Consider the following 15,605-nt stretch of genomic DNA (forward strand, 5'->3'; position numbering starts at 1 on the left):
CACTCGCCAATTACAATCTTTTTTTGGCAAACTTCATTCATCACCACTTTGACCAATACTCCTAACATCATACCATTTAATAAATGTCAGTGTTTGTGTTGACGGTGATTGATGGCTAATTGGCGTGTCTTGGTTGATATTGTTCATAGCGGTTGATGGTGCATCAACTGCCAGATATGCTAGATTGTCATTATCCTGCATGGGATTTTTCGCCCTGCGATAGATAAATTCTTGCACCAACACCTGATGAGCAACCCCTTGTTTATTTAAGCACACCTTAACCGTTTCATATACACCCAAACAGCTTGTCGCCTGCTTTGTGGCGAGTGAATGAATGGTAAATCTATACGCATCTGGCGGTACTTTTACAGAACCTTGCTCATTATTGCTGACTATTTTTTTAGAATTGGCAACCTGCCTTTCGTCTTTTGATACCGTCTCATCGTCCATTGATTGCACAGAAAGCCACAGCCATACTTGTCCATCAGTACAGCTTATCTGACCTGTCATCATCAAGCCAGATGAAGCAAAGTTATCCACACCACGCTTAGGCTCATAACACAGCTGAGCTGATGTTTGTTGATTCAAATCACCCTTATTAAGATGGTGTGCCACCAAAGTGTCAATAATACCGCCATCACTCATCAGACGCTCTTTTATTGATGGTTGGCGAAGTAGCATTAATGGCGTATCTGCCATTACAAATAATTCTTCAACTGAAGTTTTAGCAAAAGCATAATGGACATCCGTCATACTCTGGCGTATCGCCAAAGCAGATAGACCCGAAATCAATAGCACCGCCACCAAAACCAATATCAGTACATAGCCTTTTTGAGCATTCACGGCAACACCTTTTGATTAAGAACAACCCCATCAATCGCACCACCATTCGCCACATTACCCATCACATTTCTGAGTCGTACAGAAAAATGGTATAGCCATCTGTCATGACTGGGCGAATCCTGCTGTAGCACCACCTTTTTGCCAAAAATTTCAAAATCTCTTGGTGCGTCATCACGAGCTGACGGCGTGGGTGAATAACCTAAAAATGCCACATTCATCATCACAATAGGCTCATCTTGATTGGCGTGATTGGCATACTCAGTAATTGGCATAAATCTAATACCGTCTTGACTTGCCACACCAACCTCCACCCAAAGACCCTCAACATGACTGGCAATCACATCACCTTGACCACCCATACCCATGATGGTATTGGCAGCTTTGTTTGATGAATCTGTATCAATGATGGCTTTAATGTATGCAGATGACCCACGACCCAGTCGTCTATCCCGCGTGCCATCTCGTGTGATACTTTCTGGAACAAAGCGTGCGGCATCACACCGAAGGTTCATCACACCATCGTTATTTTGGACAAAATATCTTTCAATGACCACTTGCCCCTCAATATGTCTCATCTTGCCACCCTTTAAGCGAGCATTTCGTGGCCCTAATGCCATCTCGCCCTCGCAGTCCCACATATCTTGTGGTGCACGGTAGATGATGGTAAGCTGATGAGTGGGCATGGTTGTGCGGTTATTCTTTGGCTGAACATCAGCCCTGCTCAAATATCGTGCAAGATTAGACACGCTGTGGCTTTGATGGGATAACTGATCAATATGCACAAGAACACCCTGCGGATTGGGCTGTGATAATACCTTATCATCAATACCAAGCCCTGCCAGTCTTAGACTCTCGGTCAACCCCTGCACCCCAAAAATCTGATGTTGCAACCGATAAGTCAAATTCTCCTGAGCAACAATGCCATTTAAACTCATGACATAGGCTTGAGCAACCATCAATACCACCATTGAAGCAATCAACAGAGCAATCATCATCTCAAGCAGGCTCAATCCACAAGAATTGCTTAATCTTCGCCCAACTCTTAATCTTGTCTTTGCTGTGGTAAACTCCACCATCAATGCACCACCATCATCACACACTTTGCTCCTGCATTGATACCACCTGCTTTATTCATGCAGCCTTGTTCGCCCTTTATTGCCTTGGTTTCGCCCCATACAGCCACCAGACAGCGTCCGTCTGGGCAAGGCAAAACATTCATACGAACGCCATGAGTGGCAGCAACCTTAGCCGACTGTACTGCCTGATACTTAACTGACTCTTCTGGCGTGCAGACTCTTTGATGGCAATGGGTGTTTAAGGTGTCTAGAGCTTGGCGATAATTGTTCATCATCTGTCCACTGACATCACCCAAATTCCTATTGAGCTGAGCAAACAAAGCCTCATAAGCCCGCCCAACCGATTCATCATATCCTTGTAATATTTGAGCTTGGTTGCCAAGCAATGATACGGCGTGTGTGCGTATGGCGGCATCTTGGCTGGTATGATATGCTCGCATCTGCACCGACAAAAACCCAAAAAACACCATTGACACCAACAACAATGCCACCATCACCTCAATGAGTCCAAAACCAGATTCTTTTTGCATTCTCTCAAGCCCCATACTCAATCCATACTGACTTAGATAGTCATAAAACTTAAATGTGCGGAAACTGAGCACTGCCATGTGCTATGCACACCGCCAACACTTTAATATCTAAAGAACACGCCCAAATTGTCGTGGCGGCCGCCTTAAGTGTCGCCCCTGTGGTTACCACATCATCAAACAAAATGATTTGTGACACAGGCGGTGTATCGGTCATGGCAAAGGCATCTTGGATATTGCTCAATCTTGACTGTCTATCTAGCCCTCGCTGATGTATCTTATCATCCACTCGGCAAAGCCCTTGCCAAATCGGCAGACCCCAATGATGCGACAAGGCTTTAGTAAGCATCGTTACAGGGTCAAAGCCACGCCGAACCAGACGCTTATTGGTGGTAGGAATCGGCACAATCACTGTATTATGCTGATGACAACCAATGGGCTTTGGTAACTGATGAATGGCATGAAGCAACACCATAAAAGAAGGCAGACTTTCATGGTCTTTAAACCGATTGATGGCGTAATTGATGGGGTATTGATAAAAAGTGGCACAATATAAATAAAATGATGGCTGAATCTGGCGATGACCACCCGCCATTGGTGCAGGCAAGTCAGCCTGCAGGAGTATGGGCGGTAGGTGCCATCTCATGAGATGATGACAGGCAGAACAAAGAATGGGTAAATCCGATCTGTTGTCTTGATATGATGTTATCGGCTCATGGCATAAGGCACACAGACCATGCCATTTGCGAATTTTTTGTGCCAAAAAGTATGGTGAAAAACGCACCACTTGAGTACGTTTTTTTGCATTATTCAAGCGTTTTATAAGCCCATCCAGTCATTTAGCATCACACCAACACCAATAGAGGTTGCCTCGTGATTATAGTCAATCAGTGACTGACCATAGCCTTGGAATAGCTGTACATAGCCACTAATCCCCTTACCAATGGGGTGTACATAGTCAAGCTGCAACGCCCCTTTTCCTGTTTTTGGGTTAAAGCGTGCTGTACCTGAGATGTTTTTGTCATTATTTAGATGATATAAAAATTTCACATCACCATATCCGTAATAATCCAAGATATCTGGGTTGTCATCAGGCTTTGAACCCCCCTCTTTTAGGATACGCCCCCATAGGCGTGGCATCACAGTTAATTTACCCCACTCCATGCCAGCCATCACATAACCACGATTCCACGATCGAGACCAAGGATTATCCTCACCATTGGAATGATGCACCGCACCCACACCAAGCATTCTAAGCCTACCCCCAAAAGGCAAATCCGCCACCACAGGCTGAGTTAAGAATATCTCAGGTTCATAATCATGTGCACGAAATGGACGAGAATTATCCTCATTATAAATCTGCCAATGTGCCAAATGCGTATAACCAAACCACAAATCCGCATTACTACCAAACACATCTTCTGCCATCTTAGATTTGACAGATATTTGATATTTAAGCTCAGGAGCACGCTGATCATTAGATGTATAATGCCACGCCTCTTGAGTTGGCGTACCTGGACTGCGATTTGGCTTGCCATGTAAATACATGGGTAGAATATACACAGGATTGTGTGGACGCACACGCCATAATCCCTGCTCGCTATTTTTATCCAAATCATAGCTGATAGACAGCGGTGTATAACGCTCTATTGTCTTATCGTTCATTTCAACACCGTCATTAACGGCATTATACGCTGTCTCGTTCTTGGCAAATATCACCTGTCGGTTGCCTTTCACCACGCCTTTAACCGTCTCCCCCAAGATAATGGCTTGTTTTTTTTGTAAGACAGATGGCAATTTGCCCTGTGCTAATGAGTCAAAGCAAGCTAAACGAGCCGCATCGTTCACCACCGCCGCACAATCATGAAACAACACCTCCCCTTCTGCTCGAGTCTTAATCGGTCTACTGCTGTCATCAGTTGCGACCGTTGCAACATTAGAAGAAGAGACGCCGTCCGCTGTCTTTTCAGAAACAACATCATCTGCCATCGCAGTCATGGCAACGCCCAGTCCCAAACCAAGTACACTTTTTTGTAAAACTTTATTTAACATCTTCACAACCATCATTAAAAAAAGACCAACATACCAAGCATGATAGGTCAGAATATACCAAGTAGCAAAAAGCCACCAAGCAAAAAACAGTAACAATAAAAAGAAAATAGCCCAAGTCAAACCATCAAAACCCACTCAAACCTTAGGTCTTGATGCTCAATATAACCATCTTGATAGCGACCCACTATAAAAAACACACTCACCACAGCCATAAACAGTCGCACACTCACGCTTTGCACCACACACACCTTCTTGCTTGTTGCACTCTTTATGGAATAAATAGTTATATATTAATTGCTTATATTTTATCTTAAAGTTGGATGTTTGAATATGTCATTTTGCAAATCTTAAAACAAGCCCTGCCAACAATCCGCCATTTAACCGCCATCAAAATAAAACTTCATCAAGATAAATTAAGTCCCAACGCTTTATCCAATAAAATCCGCCCCTTTGGTGTACGCTGGATATAGCCTTGCTGAATCAAATAAGGCTCGATCACATCCTCAAGCGTACCCCTATCCTCCGCCATCGCAGCAGCAATCGCCTCCACACCAGCAGGTCTTCCATCAAAACGCTCAGCAAGCATCAGTAGATAACGACGATCTAAGTGGTCAAGCCCCTGCTTATCCACCGAAAGCATATCCAAAGCCGAGCTTGCAATCAGCTTAGTAACCACACCATCGCCTTTAACCTCGGCATAATCTCGCACACGGCGAAGCAGACGGTTGGCAATACGAGGCGTGCCACGACTTCGGCGTGCCACCTCAATCGCACCATCTTTATTCATGGCAATACCCATAAGCCGTGCCGCACGCTCAACAATGGTGGTCAAATCTGCCACACTATAAAACTCAAGCCTTTGTACAATACCAAATCTATCACGCAACGGAGCGGTCAATAGCCCTGCCCGTGTGGTCGCTGCCACAAGTGTAAACGGTGGCAAATCAAGTTTAATTGAGCGTGCCGCAGGACCTTCACCAATCATAATATCCAGTTGATAGTCCTCCATCGCAGGATATAAAATCTCTTCAATGACAGGACTTAGACGATGAATTTCATCAATAAATAATACATCACCTTCTTCTAAATTGGTGAGCATCGCCGCCAAATCCCCTGCTCGCTCAAGCACAGGTCCTGATGTCGAACGCAGATTGCCACCCATCTCACGAGCTATGATGTTTGCCAGTGTGGTTTTGCCAAGCCCTGGCGGACCAAAAATTAGCGTATGATCAAGAGCTTCGTTACGCTTTCTGGCTGCCGTGATGAATACCTCCATCTGCTCACGCACTTTAGGCTGTCCGATATAATCAGACAAAGTGGCAGGGCGAATCATACGATCAAAAACATCGTCTTTTTTTGGATTGGGGTCAATTAGGCGGTTTTGGTTCATTATGTCATCATCATGATAATGCAAAAAATCAGAGAAAATTATTCATCAAGCATCGTTAAAAAATTATTAAAAATGCGGATTATTATAATGGATTTTTATAATTTTGTCGCCCATTTTAGTGCTTGGTTTGGTTTTTGGGGCTTATAAGGATAGGGTTTTTATTTTATTTTTTGTGTATTATTGTAATCATGCGTTAATCATGATGTCAGTGCATGATGGGTGCAGTTTTCATAAATTCTTAAAAAAATGATTGTAATATCAATCATTTGTAATTACTTTGTGTTTTTTTTCATCCGATAGATTTACGCATTTATTGCTAAAAACCACCCAAAAAGAACAATAACACAACACTTTAATCAAGGATTTATATGACTTTTTGGGCATAAACATTTATGATATGCACATATTCTCTTGGTGTGTTTCTTGATATGACGAACTTTGATATGACGAACTTTGATATAACGCACAAAGCAACAATTTTTAGCATTTGGTTTTTTGATACCCATCTTGATAAAACCATCAAAATAGCTACCCACCTACCTTTATTGACAGCCTTGTTGTGCGTCTGCATCGCTCATGCCAATCCTGATTACACAAGCCCCATGCGAGGCAAAATCTACAAGACCTCCAGCACCACCTTTACTGTTTCTGAATATGAGCTTGCTTTGGTGCAGGTTCTGTCCGAAATTTGTCCGCCCATGCTAAACAACAATCAGCGAGTTCGCTTCGCTCGTGCTTATAATCAGCAGTTGCGTTCATTCATGCCAACCTCCGCCAACCCAAATGATACTCTGCGTCACCTGCACACCCAGCGTGATTATCGAGCCACCCTACAAAGCGTGCGTGCGTGGACCGCCAGCTATCCTGCCGCCCAAAACCGCAGGCTATGCCTACAGTTTGCAGAAGTAGAATTTTGATGCGATGATGGTTTAGTACTTACTTTTAAAAATCACACTTAAAAAAACAAGCCAGTCCATCTCACTCCCTTTTTACACCAATTCCTCTCTCAAAAATTACCCCTAATTTAAAAGTCAGCTTGGATTGACTTTTTTATTCCTCAAAATTTTGATAAGATGAACACATAGCCACCTATCAATGTTCACAACAAAATCGGAATCATAACCATGACCAATCACACCTTTAACCGCCAGTTTCCTCTTACTCGTCTACGCCGTCTGCGTGTTACAGACGGTATTCGTGAGATGGTACAAGAATCCCATCTTAAGCCCTGCCATCTCATCGCACCGCTATTTGTCATTGAAGGGCAAAATGAACGCCAACCAATCAAAAGTATGCCTAATGTTGAACGCTTATCAATTGATTTAACCATTGATTATGTCAAATCGCTATATCGTGAAGGCGTGCGTATGGTGGATATTTTCCCTGTAATCAACCCTTCGCTAAAAAGCCCAAATGGTGAAAATGCTTACCACCCAGACACCTTAGCTGTGCGTGCCATCAAGTCAATCAAGGATGCTTGCCCCAATATGATTGTCATGACCGATGTCGCTTTAGATCCTTATACCACACACGGTCAAGACGGTATTATTGATGAGACAGGTTATGTGATCAATGACATCACCACTGAAGCATTGGTTAAACAGACGCTTGCTCATGCTAATGCTGGGGCAGATGTCATTTCACCATCAGACATGATGGATGGACGCATTCGTGCCATGCGTGAAGCACTTGAAACTGACGGTCATCACAATATTGCCATCATGGCATATTCTGCCAAATACGCATCTGCCTACTACGGTCCATTCCGTGATGCGGTGGGCAGTGCCGGTAACCTAAAAGGTCATAAAAAACAATACCAAATGAATCCTGCTAACCGAGCCGAAGCCCTACACGAAGTCGCTCTAGATATCGCAGAAGGGGCCGATATGGTGATGGTAAAACCAGGACAACCTTATCTAGATGTTGTGCGTGAAGTTAAGGATAACTTTGGTGTGCCGACATTTGCTTATCAAGTCTCTGGCGAATACGCCATGCACATGGCTGCCATCCAAAACGGTTGGCTGACCGAAGCGGTAATTTTAGAAAGCCTGCTTGGGTTTAGAAGAGCGGGCTGTGATGGTATCTTATCTTACTTTTCACTCAAGGCGGCAAGAATGCTAAATGAATGAATACCACTTCCAATCAAGAAGATTTGCATTAAACACTCATTAATCAAGCCCTAGCACCGACCCCAAAATCATGTTAGAATAGAACAATTTTTCAGCCAAAGACTTTTGGTGCATTTTAACCAACAGGTCTTATTTTTCACTTGATGGTACTTCTTATGACACAAATTTCAACCCAACAAAAAACAGACGACACCGCCTTTGATAACGACATTGAAGCACAGCGTCAACAGTTTGAACAAAACGCCCTGCACTACCACGAATACCCAAGACCAGGTAAAATCTCTGTTACTCCCACCAAACAAATCGCCAACCAACGAGATTTAGCTCTTGCTTACTCGCCAGGGGTTGCCGTGCCTTGTCTTGAAATCGAAAAAGACCCAAAACTTGCCTCAAAGTACACCGCTCGTAGTAACTTAGTTGGCGTAATTACCAACGGTACTGCCGTACTTGGTTTGGGCAATATCGGTGCATTAGCATCCAAACCTGTCATGGAAGGTAAAGGCGTGCTATTTAAGAAGTTCGCTGGGATTGATGTCTTTGATATCGAAATTAACGAAACCGACCCCGATAAATTCATTGAGACAGTAGCAAGTCTTGAGCCAACCTTTGGTGGCATCAACCTAGAAGACATTAAAGCCCCAGAATGCTTTAAGATTGAGCGTGAACTGCGTAGCCGTATGAATATTCCAGTATTCCATGACGACCAACACGGCACCGCCATCATCTCAGCTGCCGCCCTACTAAATGCCCTACAGCTTAATGGCAAAAAAATCGAGGAAATCACACTGGTTTGCTCTGGTGCTGGTGCTGCTGCCATCTCATGCCTTGATTTGGCAGTTGCACTTGGTGTAAAAAAAGAAAATATCTATGTGCTAGATTCCAAAGGCGTCATTAGCACCAGTCGTGAAAAACTAGATGAGTCCAAAGCTCGTTTTGCCCGTGCTACTGACAAGACCACACTAGCAGAGGTCATGGTAGGTGCTGATGTTTTCTTAGGTCTGTCAGGTCCAGGTGTTGTTACTCAAGACATGGTTCGCTCTATGGCAAAAGACCCTATCATCTTTGCTTTGGCTAACCCAACCCCTGAAATCATGCCAGAGCTTGCCCATGCGGTGCGTTCAGATGTCATCATGGCAACAGGTCGCTCGGATTACCCCAACCAAGTCAATAACGCCCTATGCTTCCCATACATTTTCCGTGGTGCGTTAGATGTTGGTGCAACAGTGGTAAACGAGGAGATGAAACTTGCCTGCGTACACGCCATCGCTGCTATGGCACATACCGAAGCCACGCCATCTACCGACAGCCAAAAAGATGAGACATCAAAAAGCTTTGGTCGTGATTATCTTATTCCTGGACCACTAGAACCAAATCTTATCTTAGAAATTGCTCCTGCTGTTGCTCGCGCAGCGATGGATTCTGGTGTGGCAACATTGCCAATTAAAGACTTCGATGCGTATCGTCAAAAACTCTTTGAATTCGTCTACAACACCGCACTGGCGATGAAACCTGTTTTCAATAAAGCCAAAGCCGACCCTAAACGCATCGTCTACGCTGAAGGCGAGGACATCAATGTTCTGCGTGCGGTACAGGTTGTGGTGGATGAAAAAATCGCCAAACCCATTCTTGTCGGTCGACCCGATGTCATCAATAAAGAGATCGCCTCTCTTGGTCTGCGTTTGGTTGACGGCAAAAATATCACCATCATCGACCCAAACAATAACCCACACTATGATAGGTACTGCGATTATTTCTACAAAACCAATCAACGCAACGGCGTAAGCCTAGAGCTTGCTCGCCGTGATGTCAGACGCAAGACTACGCTCATCGCCTCACTCATGGTGGAGCTTGGCGACGCTGACGGCTTAATCTGTGGTACATTTGGTTTTTATCATCTACATCTACACTATCTAAACCAAGTCATTGGCAAAAAAGAAGGGGTTCAGAACTTCTATGCCATGAGTGGCGTACTGATGCAAAACCGCAACTTATTCATCGCTGATACCTATATCAATGAAGATCCGACCGCCGAAGAGCTTGCTGAAATGACTGTAATAGCAGCTCAAGCAGTGCGTCGCTTTGGCATCACACCTCGTGTGGCTCTGCTGTCGCATTCAAACTTTGGTGCATCAGACAAAGAATCTGCCATTAAAATGCGTAAGGTACACGAACTACTTACCCAAATGAATGTAGATTTTGAGTTTGATGGCGAAATGCACGGTGATGTCGCCCTAGATGAGCGTATGCGTGAACACAACTATCCATTTAGCACGCTAAAAGGTGCGGCAAACTTACTGATCATGCCAACCTTAGACGCTGCCAATATCGCCTTTAATCTGCTAAAAACAGCCACAGGCTCAGCCGCCCTAGGGCCTATCCTACTCGGTGCGGATAAACCGGTGCATATCTTGACACCATCAGCGACTGCTCGCCGTATCGTAAATATGACAGCCTTGACAGTAACAGATGCACAAGACATGGCAAAATAAACCCACTCGTATCATTAAAAGCACTCATCATTGAGTGCTTTTTTTATGGGTCAATTTAGGATAAAATGATGTTAGTTGGTTAATTGAGAGACCCCATGAAAGTCTATTTAGTCGGTGGTGCGGTGCGAGATGCACTACTTGGTCTGCCCGTCAAGGATAAAGATTTTGTTGTCGTGGGGGCGGATTTTGATACAATGAAGTCGCTTGGATTTAATCAAGTGGGGGCAGATTTTCCTGTATTTTTGCATCCTGATACCCATTTTGAGTACGCTTTAGCCCGTGTGGAACGAAAAAACGGATTGGGCTATCAGGGATTTTCTACTGACACAAAAGGCATAAGTCTTGTTGATGATTTGTTAAGGCGGGATTTGACCATTAACGCCTTAGCAGTGGAGGTGGTAGGGCTGTTTGATGACACGCCAAAAACAGGCGAAGTGATTGATTTTTATGGTGGATTAACTGATTTACAAAACAAAACACTACGCCACATCTCTCCTGCTTTTAGTGAAGACCCACTACGCATTTTACGCACGGTAAGATTTTTGGCACGCTATTTTGCACACGGTTTTAAAATCGCTGACGAAACAATCGTACTCATGCAAACAATGTCAAACGATGGCGAGCTATCTCACCTTAGTCGTGAACGCTTATGGGCAGAAAGCGTAAAGGCAATGGAGAATGGCACAGGGCATATTTATTGGCAGGCATTGAAAGATTTGGCGATTTTACCCCATTTTTTGGCAGAATTGGATGCGTGCTGGCAAAATGACACGGTTTTTAAACAAGCGATTGATGATCTAACTTTGGCAAAAAATTGCAACATAGCAGTACAGTTTGCTATTTTATGCAGCGGTTATTTGGGTGATGACAATTTAAATAAACAGTTAGTCGCTAAAATCGCCCACCAATTAAACACACCCAAATACCCTATCCAAATCGCCAACTTATTGACAGAGTTTGATGATATTTTTAATCAAAAAATCAATGCAACTGATGTGCTTAATCTGATAGAGAAAACCAAAGCTCATCAAGGCAACACACAAACCCTAAATGATGTATTGACCACCATCTTTATCATTCATCGTGGCTTAATAACCAATCAAAATAAGATAGCCCAAATGATACATCAGGCAATCAAACTCTATAAAAGCGTAAGCATCAATGACATCAGCCCCCAGCTAACAGGCAGGGAAATTCATATGGCGTTAAGTAGCGTAAGACAAGACAAAATCAAGCATTTAATCAACGAGTATTTTTCTTATGAATAATAAAGTTGTTCTCGTTACAGGCGGAGCAAGGCGTATCGGTCATGCCATCAGTACCGCCTTTCATCATCAAGGCTATGATGTCATTATCCACCACCATCATAGCCATGCAGATGCACAGGTGCTAGCGAACACACTCAATGCCGTCCGCCCTAACTCCGCTAAGATTATCAAGGCAGACTTATCCATCATCAACAACCATGTTGCCCTTGACGCCTTTAAAAAACAGACCATAGAACTATTTGGCAGGCTTGATGTACTCGTGCATAACGCTTCTAGCTTTTATCCGACCGCCTTAGATGACGGTTTTAACACATGGCAGGCAGATTGGGACGATTTATTTTTAACCAATGCCAAAGCACCATTATTCTTAAGTCTTGCATTTAAAGATGAACTTGCTCAGCGACAAGGAGTTATCATAAGTTTGCTAGACATTCATGCTCGTGATAAACCTTTTATTGGCTACCCCATCTACAATATGGCAAAATCTGCTCATCTTGGCATGGTGCAGTCTCTCGCCCTAGAACTTGCACCATGCGTGCGTGTCAATGGTGTCTCTCCAGGAGTGAATATTTTTCCTGATGACAACCAAAATGCATCACTAAATCCATCCACCAAAGATGCACTCATCCAGTCCGTCCCACTAGGTCGGATAGGCACTCCTGCCGACATTGCACAGGCGGTCGCATTCTTAGCACACACTCCTTACATCACAGGGCAAGTGATTGCTGTGGATGGTGGTCGCAGTTTGACACTCAAAGGTGGATAATTTTTAGCCTACCACTATCCACCAAGGTGAATATGGTCAAACTACCAAAAACATTCAGACAAAGGTATGTCTTTTTACGCCATATTCTTGCCCAATTATTGCCAATTTTTACCTAAAGTAAAAATTATATTGGCATGAAGTCATTTTTAAGGTAGAATACATCCTTTAATCTTTTGTTTAACAATACCCCAAACTATCCATCAGGCTTTTTGGGTTTTATTTTGTAAAATTTTCGGAGTTGATAGCTTAATCAAATCTCAAACACGCCCGCTAACAGATTTTTAGCTTTGCTAAATTTGCAATCTGCCAAAAGTAAGTTTGATAACAGTATTAGCACCCCAACGCCTTTCTCTGTTCTGCGTTTACGCACGCTTTTTGGAGGACTCTACCGTTGAGTACACCTACTACTAATGTTGCTAAGTTGCAACGAAATCTTGGACTCTGGCATGTCATCATTATTGGCTTAGCCTACATTCAGCCGATGACACTTCTTGATACTTTTGGCCTAGTTTCTAATGAGAGCGGCGGACATGTTCCAATGTCGTATTTATTCGCATTGGTTGCTATTTTGCTCACTTCTATCAGCTATGGGCACATGATTCGTGTCTATCCTTCATCAGGCTCTGCATACACCTACACCCAAAAATCCATTAACCCTGCGATGGGCTTTATGGTGGGTTGGTCAAGTTGGCTAGATTATCTGCTATCGCCGATGGTTAACATCATCTTGGCAAAAATCTACCTAGATGCCCTATTCCCCGAAATTAACAGTTGGGTGTGGGTCATTGGACTTACCGCCATCATGACAGGCGTTAATATCTTTGGTTCTAAGGTGGTGGCATATTTTAACAGTTGGATTGTATTCATTCAGCTTGGTATTATTGCCATCTTTGTCTATCTGACCTACGATGCATTAGCAGGCGGCTTGAACGCTGATGGTCTTATCAGTCCAGAGAATGCCTACCAGTTGTGGAGCATGACACCTTTTTGGGATAGCATGACTTCAGTAGGAGCTTTGATTACTGGTGCAACCATCTTGTGCTTCTCATTTACAGGCTTTGATTCACTGTCAAATCTTGCCGAAGAGACCAAAGATGCCAAAAACACCCTGCCAAGAGCAATGATTCTAACCACGCTGATTGCAGGTGTTGTGTTCATCATCAGTACTTATTTCATGCAAATCTATTTCCCAAACAACCCTGCTACCTACTTTGAGTTGATCGATGAGACTCAACCTGAAATTTTAGAAGCCGTCGGTGGTGCCGCCTTTAAAGGTTGGGTGCTAAGCTTTGCCATCATCACAGTTATGGCGTCTGGTATTTCAGCACACGCAGGTGTATCTCGTTTGATGTATGTCATGGGTCGTGATGGCGTGATCAGCAACAAAATCTTTGGTCAAATTAGTCCACGCTTCTTTACACCAGTGAATAATATCTTAATTGCAGGTGCAATTGCTCTAACAGCAGGCTTTATCAGCTTAGAATCAGTAGTAAACCTGATCAGCTTTGGTGCATTAACCGCATTTAGCTTCGTCAATTTGTCGGTGATTTTCCGCTATGCTTTCCGTGATAAGAAAGTCAATACCGCCAAAGACATTCTAAGCTATATCATCGTTCCTGTACTTGGCTTCATCAGCGTGTTTTTGATGTGGATAGAAGTGGATCATCAGACACTAAAAGTCGGTTTGGTATGGGCATCTATTGGATTTGTGTGGCTTGGCATCAAAACCGCAGGCTTCAAAAAACCTGTCCCCCAATATCGTGAAGAAGATGTATAATCATTCCTTCATACAAAAACCCCATCTCATGATGGGGTTTTTACTTTCCAAGAGCAGTTAAATTACCACAATAAACAAGCATAATCTTACCATCTAAATTTCATCATCTATCAGTACGCAACAAGATGGTGTATGATGCCCAATCTAGTTTTACTTGACTAGCCTTTTTACTCCAAGTGCTTATTCAACATAAAAAATTCTAACAATCTATGCTAAAATGATGAAAACTTTTATCAAGACCGTTCAGCCATCATGCTAGAAATCCGTCATTTACAGATGCTCTCAACCCTTGCCCGTCACGGCTCTCTTGCGACGACCGCCAACGAGTTAAACCTAACCGCATCCGCCATCAGCCATCAACTAAAAGAGTTGGAGAATTACTATGGCATCACACTGGTCAATCGCCGTAGCCGTCCTGTCAATTTTACGCCTGCAGGTCGCCTTATCTTACAGTTGGCGGATAATATTCTCCCTCAGGTAGCACGCACTAAGTCCGACATCAAGCGACTGGCACACGGACAATCAGGACAACTTAGATTGGCAAGTGAATGCCACAGTTGCTTTGATTGGCTGATGCCAATTTTAAATATCTATCGCAAAGAGTACAGTGATGTTGAGCTTGATTTTGCCACAGGATTTGAGCCAGATCCACATCAGATGCTCATCGATGGCGATATTGACCTGCTAATCACAGCCAGTCATTTGCCGATTGAGGATATTCATTATCAGCCCCTATTTACCTACGAAAGCCGTCTGGTACTCTCGCCCGCTCATCGCTTAGCCAGCAAAAACACCATTCACCCAAACGACTTGGCAACCGAAACCCTAATCGCCTATCCTGTAGAACAAAAACGCCTTGATATCATCGCTAAGTTCTTAGAACCAAAAGGCATTGAACCCAAAAGTATTCGCACCACCGAACTGACCGCCATGCTCATTCAGCTGGTCGCCAGCGAACGAGGTGTAGCAGCCCTACCTGACTGGGTGGTGTCAGAATACGAAAAAAAAGGTTGGGTGGTTAGTCGCCCTTTAGCTGATGGCGTGCATTGTCAGCTGTATGCAGCAGTGCGTTCAAGCAGTCTTAATATGGCATATATGCGTGGGCTTTTAGCACTGTTTGATGACATCAAAAAACCCACCACATAAATAATCAGTCCCAATGATGCTTTTTGACTGTTGATAAGGCTGATGAGACTAAATTTAGCTAAATGTATATATTTTTTAAATAAATGGTAATGGTATTTTTATCATGCAAACAATATTATTACTTTAGTATCATCAATGATAT

General features: G+C 43.5%; 13 protein-coding genes. 7 read left to right on the forward strand and 6 right to left on the reverse strand.

Annotated elements, in window-relative coordinates; translation table 11 throughout:
• Window positions 1-33: 33 nt before the first annotated feature.
• From L3D27_RS08210 to ruvB, 6 genes are all read right to left on the reverse strand, one after another.
• Window positions 34-843, reverse strand: a complete 810-nt coding sequence (locus L3D27_RS08210; protein WP_432480883.1) for a hypothetical protein — start codon at window positions 841-843, stop codon at window positions 34-36.
• Window positions 840-1,919 carry a PilW family protein gene (locus L3D27_RS08215; protein ID WP_432480884.1) on the reverse strand — a complete coding sequence of 360 codons (1,080 nt, stop codon included), beginning with the start codon at window positions 1,917-1,919 and terminating at the stop codon, window positions 840-842. Before L3D27_RS08215 ends, L3D27_RS08210 begins: the two co-directional genes overlap by 4 nt.
• A complete protein-coding gene (locus L3D27_RS08220; protein ID WP_432480885.1) occupies window positions 1,919-2,527 on the reverse strand; it encodes a type IV pilus modification PilV family protein in 609 nt (202 codons plus the stop codon). Before L3D27_RS08220 ends, L3D27_RS08215 begins: the two co-directional genes overlap by 1 nt.
• Window positions 2,499-3,260: a ComF family protein gene (locus tag L3D27_RS08225; protein WP_432480886.1), complete on the reverse strand. Its 762-nt coding sequence runs from the start codon at window positions 3,258-3,260 to the stop codon at window positions 2,499-2,501. Before L3D27_RS08225 ends, L3D27_RS08220 begins: the two co-directional genes overlap by 29 nt.
• 5 nt (window positions 3,261-3,265) lie before the next feature.
• Window positions 3,266-4,498, reverse strand: a complete 1,233-nt coding sequence (locus L3D27_RS08230) for a phospholipase A (RefSeq protein WP_432480887.1) — start codon at window positions 4,496-4,498, stop codon at window positions 3,266-3,268.
• Between the two features lie 403 nt (window positions 4,499-4,901).
• Window positions 4,902-5,888, reverse strand: a complete 987-nt coding sequence (ruvB, locus tag L3D27_RS08235; RefSeq protein ID WP_432480888.1) for a Holliday junction branch migration DNA helicase RuvB — start codon at window positions 5,886-5,888, stop codon at window positions 4,902-4,904.
• Window positions 5,889-6,316: 428 nt separating this feature from the next.
• On the opposite strand from ruvB, the gene L3D27_RS08240 reads away from it, so the two are divergent.
• From L3D27_RS08240 to L3D27_RS08270, 7 genes are all read left to right on the forward strand, one after another.
• Complete coding sequence (locus L3D27_RS08240; protein ID WP_432480889.1) at window positions 6,317-6,805, forward strand: MCR_0457 family protein; 489 nt, start codon at window positions 6,317-6,319, stop codon at window positions 6,803-6,805.
• A gap of 207 nt (window positions 6,806-7,012) precedes the next feature.
• Complete coding sequence (gene hemB / locus L3D27_RS08245) at window positions 7,013-8,017, forward strand: porphobilinogen synthase (RefSeq protein WP_284673214.1); 1,005 nt, start codon at window positions 7,013-7,015, stop codon at window positions 8,015-8,017.
• Between the two features lie 155 nt (window positions 8,018-8,172).
• Window positions 8,173-10,506 carry an NADP-dependent malic enzyme gene (locus L3D27_RS08250; RefSeq protein WP_284673215.1) on the forward strand — a complete coding sequence of 778 codons (2,334 nt, stop codon included), beginning with the start codon at window positions 8,173-8,175 and terminating at the stop codon, window positions 10,504-10,506.
• 95 nt (window positions 10,507-10,601) lie between these two features.
• Complete coding sequence (locus L3D27_RS08255; RefSeq protein WP_432480890.1) at window positions 10,602-11,774, forward strand: tRNA nucleotidyltransferase; 1,173 nt, start codon at window positions 10,602-10,604, stop codon at window positions 11,772-11,774.
• On the forward strand, window positions 11,767-12,540 hold the full coding sequence (locus L3D27_RS08260; RefSeq protein ID WP_284673217.1) for a pteridine reductase: 774 nt from the start codon (window positions 11,767-11,769) through the stop codon (window positions 12,538-12,540). The genes L3D27_RS08255 and L3D27_RS08260 overlap by 8 nt, the downstream gene beginning before the upstream one ends.
• 391 nt (window positions 12,541-12,931) lie before the next feature.
• Window positions 12,932-14,317, forward strand: coding sequence for an APC family permease (locus L3D27_RS08265; protein ID WP_432480892.1), 1,386 nt, complete (start codon window positions 12,932-12,934; stop codon window positions 14,315-14,317).
• Window positions 14,318-14,569: 252 nt separating this feature from the next.
• The gene (locus L3D27_RS08270) at window positions 14,570-15,463 is read left to right on the forward strand and encodes a LysR family transcriptional regulator (RefSeq protein WP_284673219.1); all 894 of its coding nucleotides are present in this window, start codon (window positions 14,570-14,572) and stop codon (window positions 15,461-15,463) included.
• Window positions 15,464-15,605 lie beyond the last annotated feature (142 nt).

It is taken from the genome of Moraxella sp. ZY200743 (assembly GCF_050885545.1).
In the GTDB taxonomy this organism is placed as follows: domain Bacteria; phylum Pseudomonadota; class Gammaproteobacteria; order Pseudomonadales; family Moraxellaceae; genus Moraxella; species Moraxella haemolytica.

What these genes read in the sequence shown, in the direction of transcription:
- L3D27_RS08215 (WP_432480884.1), bottom strand. Translation starts at nt 1,919, where the DNA reads ATGGTGGAGTTTACCACAGCAAAGACAAGATTAAGAGTTGGGCGAAGA.
- L3D27_RS08220 (WP_432480885.1), bottom strand. Translation starts at nt 2,527, where the DNA reads ATGGCAGTGCTCAGTTTCCGCACATTTAAGTTTTATGACTATCTAAGT.
- L3D27_RS08230 (WP_432480887.1), bottom strand. Translation starts at nt 4,498, where the DNA reads ATGTTAAATAAAGTTTTACAAAAAAGTGTACTTGGTTTGGGACTGGGC.
- ruvB (WP_432480888.1), bottom strand. Translation starts at nt 5,888, where the DNA reads ATGAACCAAAACCGCCTAATTGACCCCAATCCAAAAAAAGACGATGTT.
- L3D27_RS08240 (WP_432480889.1), top strand. Translation starts at nt 6,317, where the DNA reads ATGACGAACTTTGATATGACGAACTTTGATATAACGCACAAAGCAACA.
- hemB (WP_284673214.1), top strand. Translation starts at nt 7,013, where the DNA reads ATGACCAATCACACCTTTAACCGCCAGTTTCCTCTTACTCGTCTACGC.
- L3D27_RS08250 (WP_284673215.1), top strand. Translation starts at nt 8,173, where the DNA reads ATGACACAAATTTCAACCCAACAAAAAACAGACGACACCGCCTTTGAT.
- L3D27_RS08255 (WP_432480890.1), top strand. Translation starts at nt 10,602, where the DNA reads ATGAAAGTCTATTTAGTCGGTGGTGCGGTGCGAGATGCACTACTTGGT.
- L3D27_RS08260 (WP_284673217.1), top strand. Translation starts at nt 11,767, where the DNA reads ATGAATAATAAAGTTGTTCTCGTTACAGGCGGAGCAAGGCGTATCGGT.
- L3D27_RS08270 (WP_284673219.1), top strand. Translation starts at nt 14,570, where the DNA reads ATGCTAGAAATCCGTCATTTACAGATGCTCTCAACCCTTGCCCGTCAC.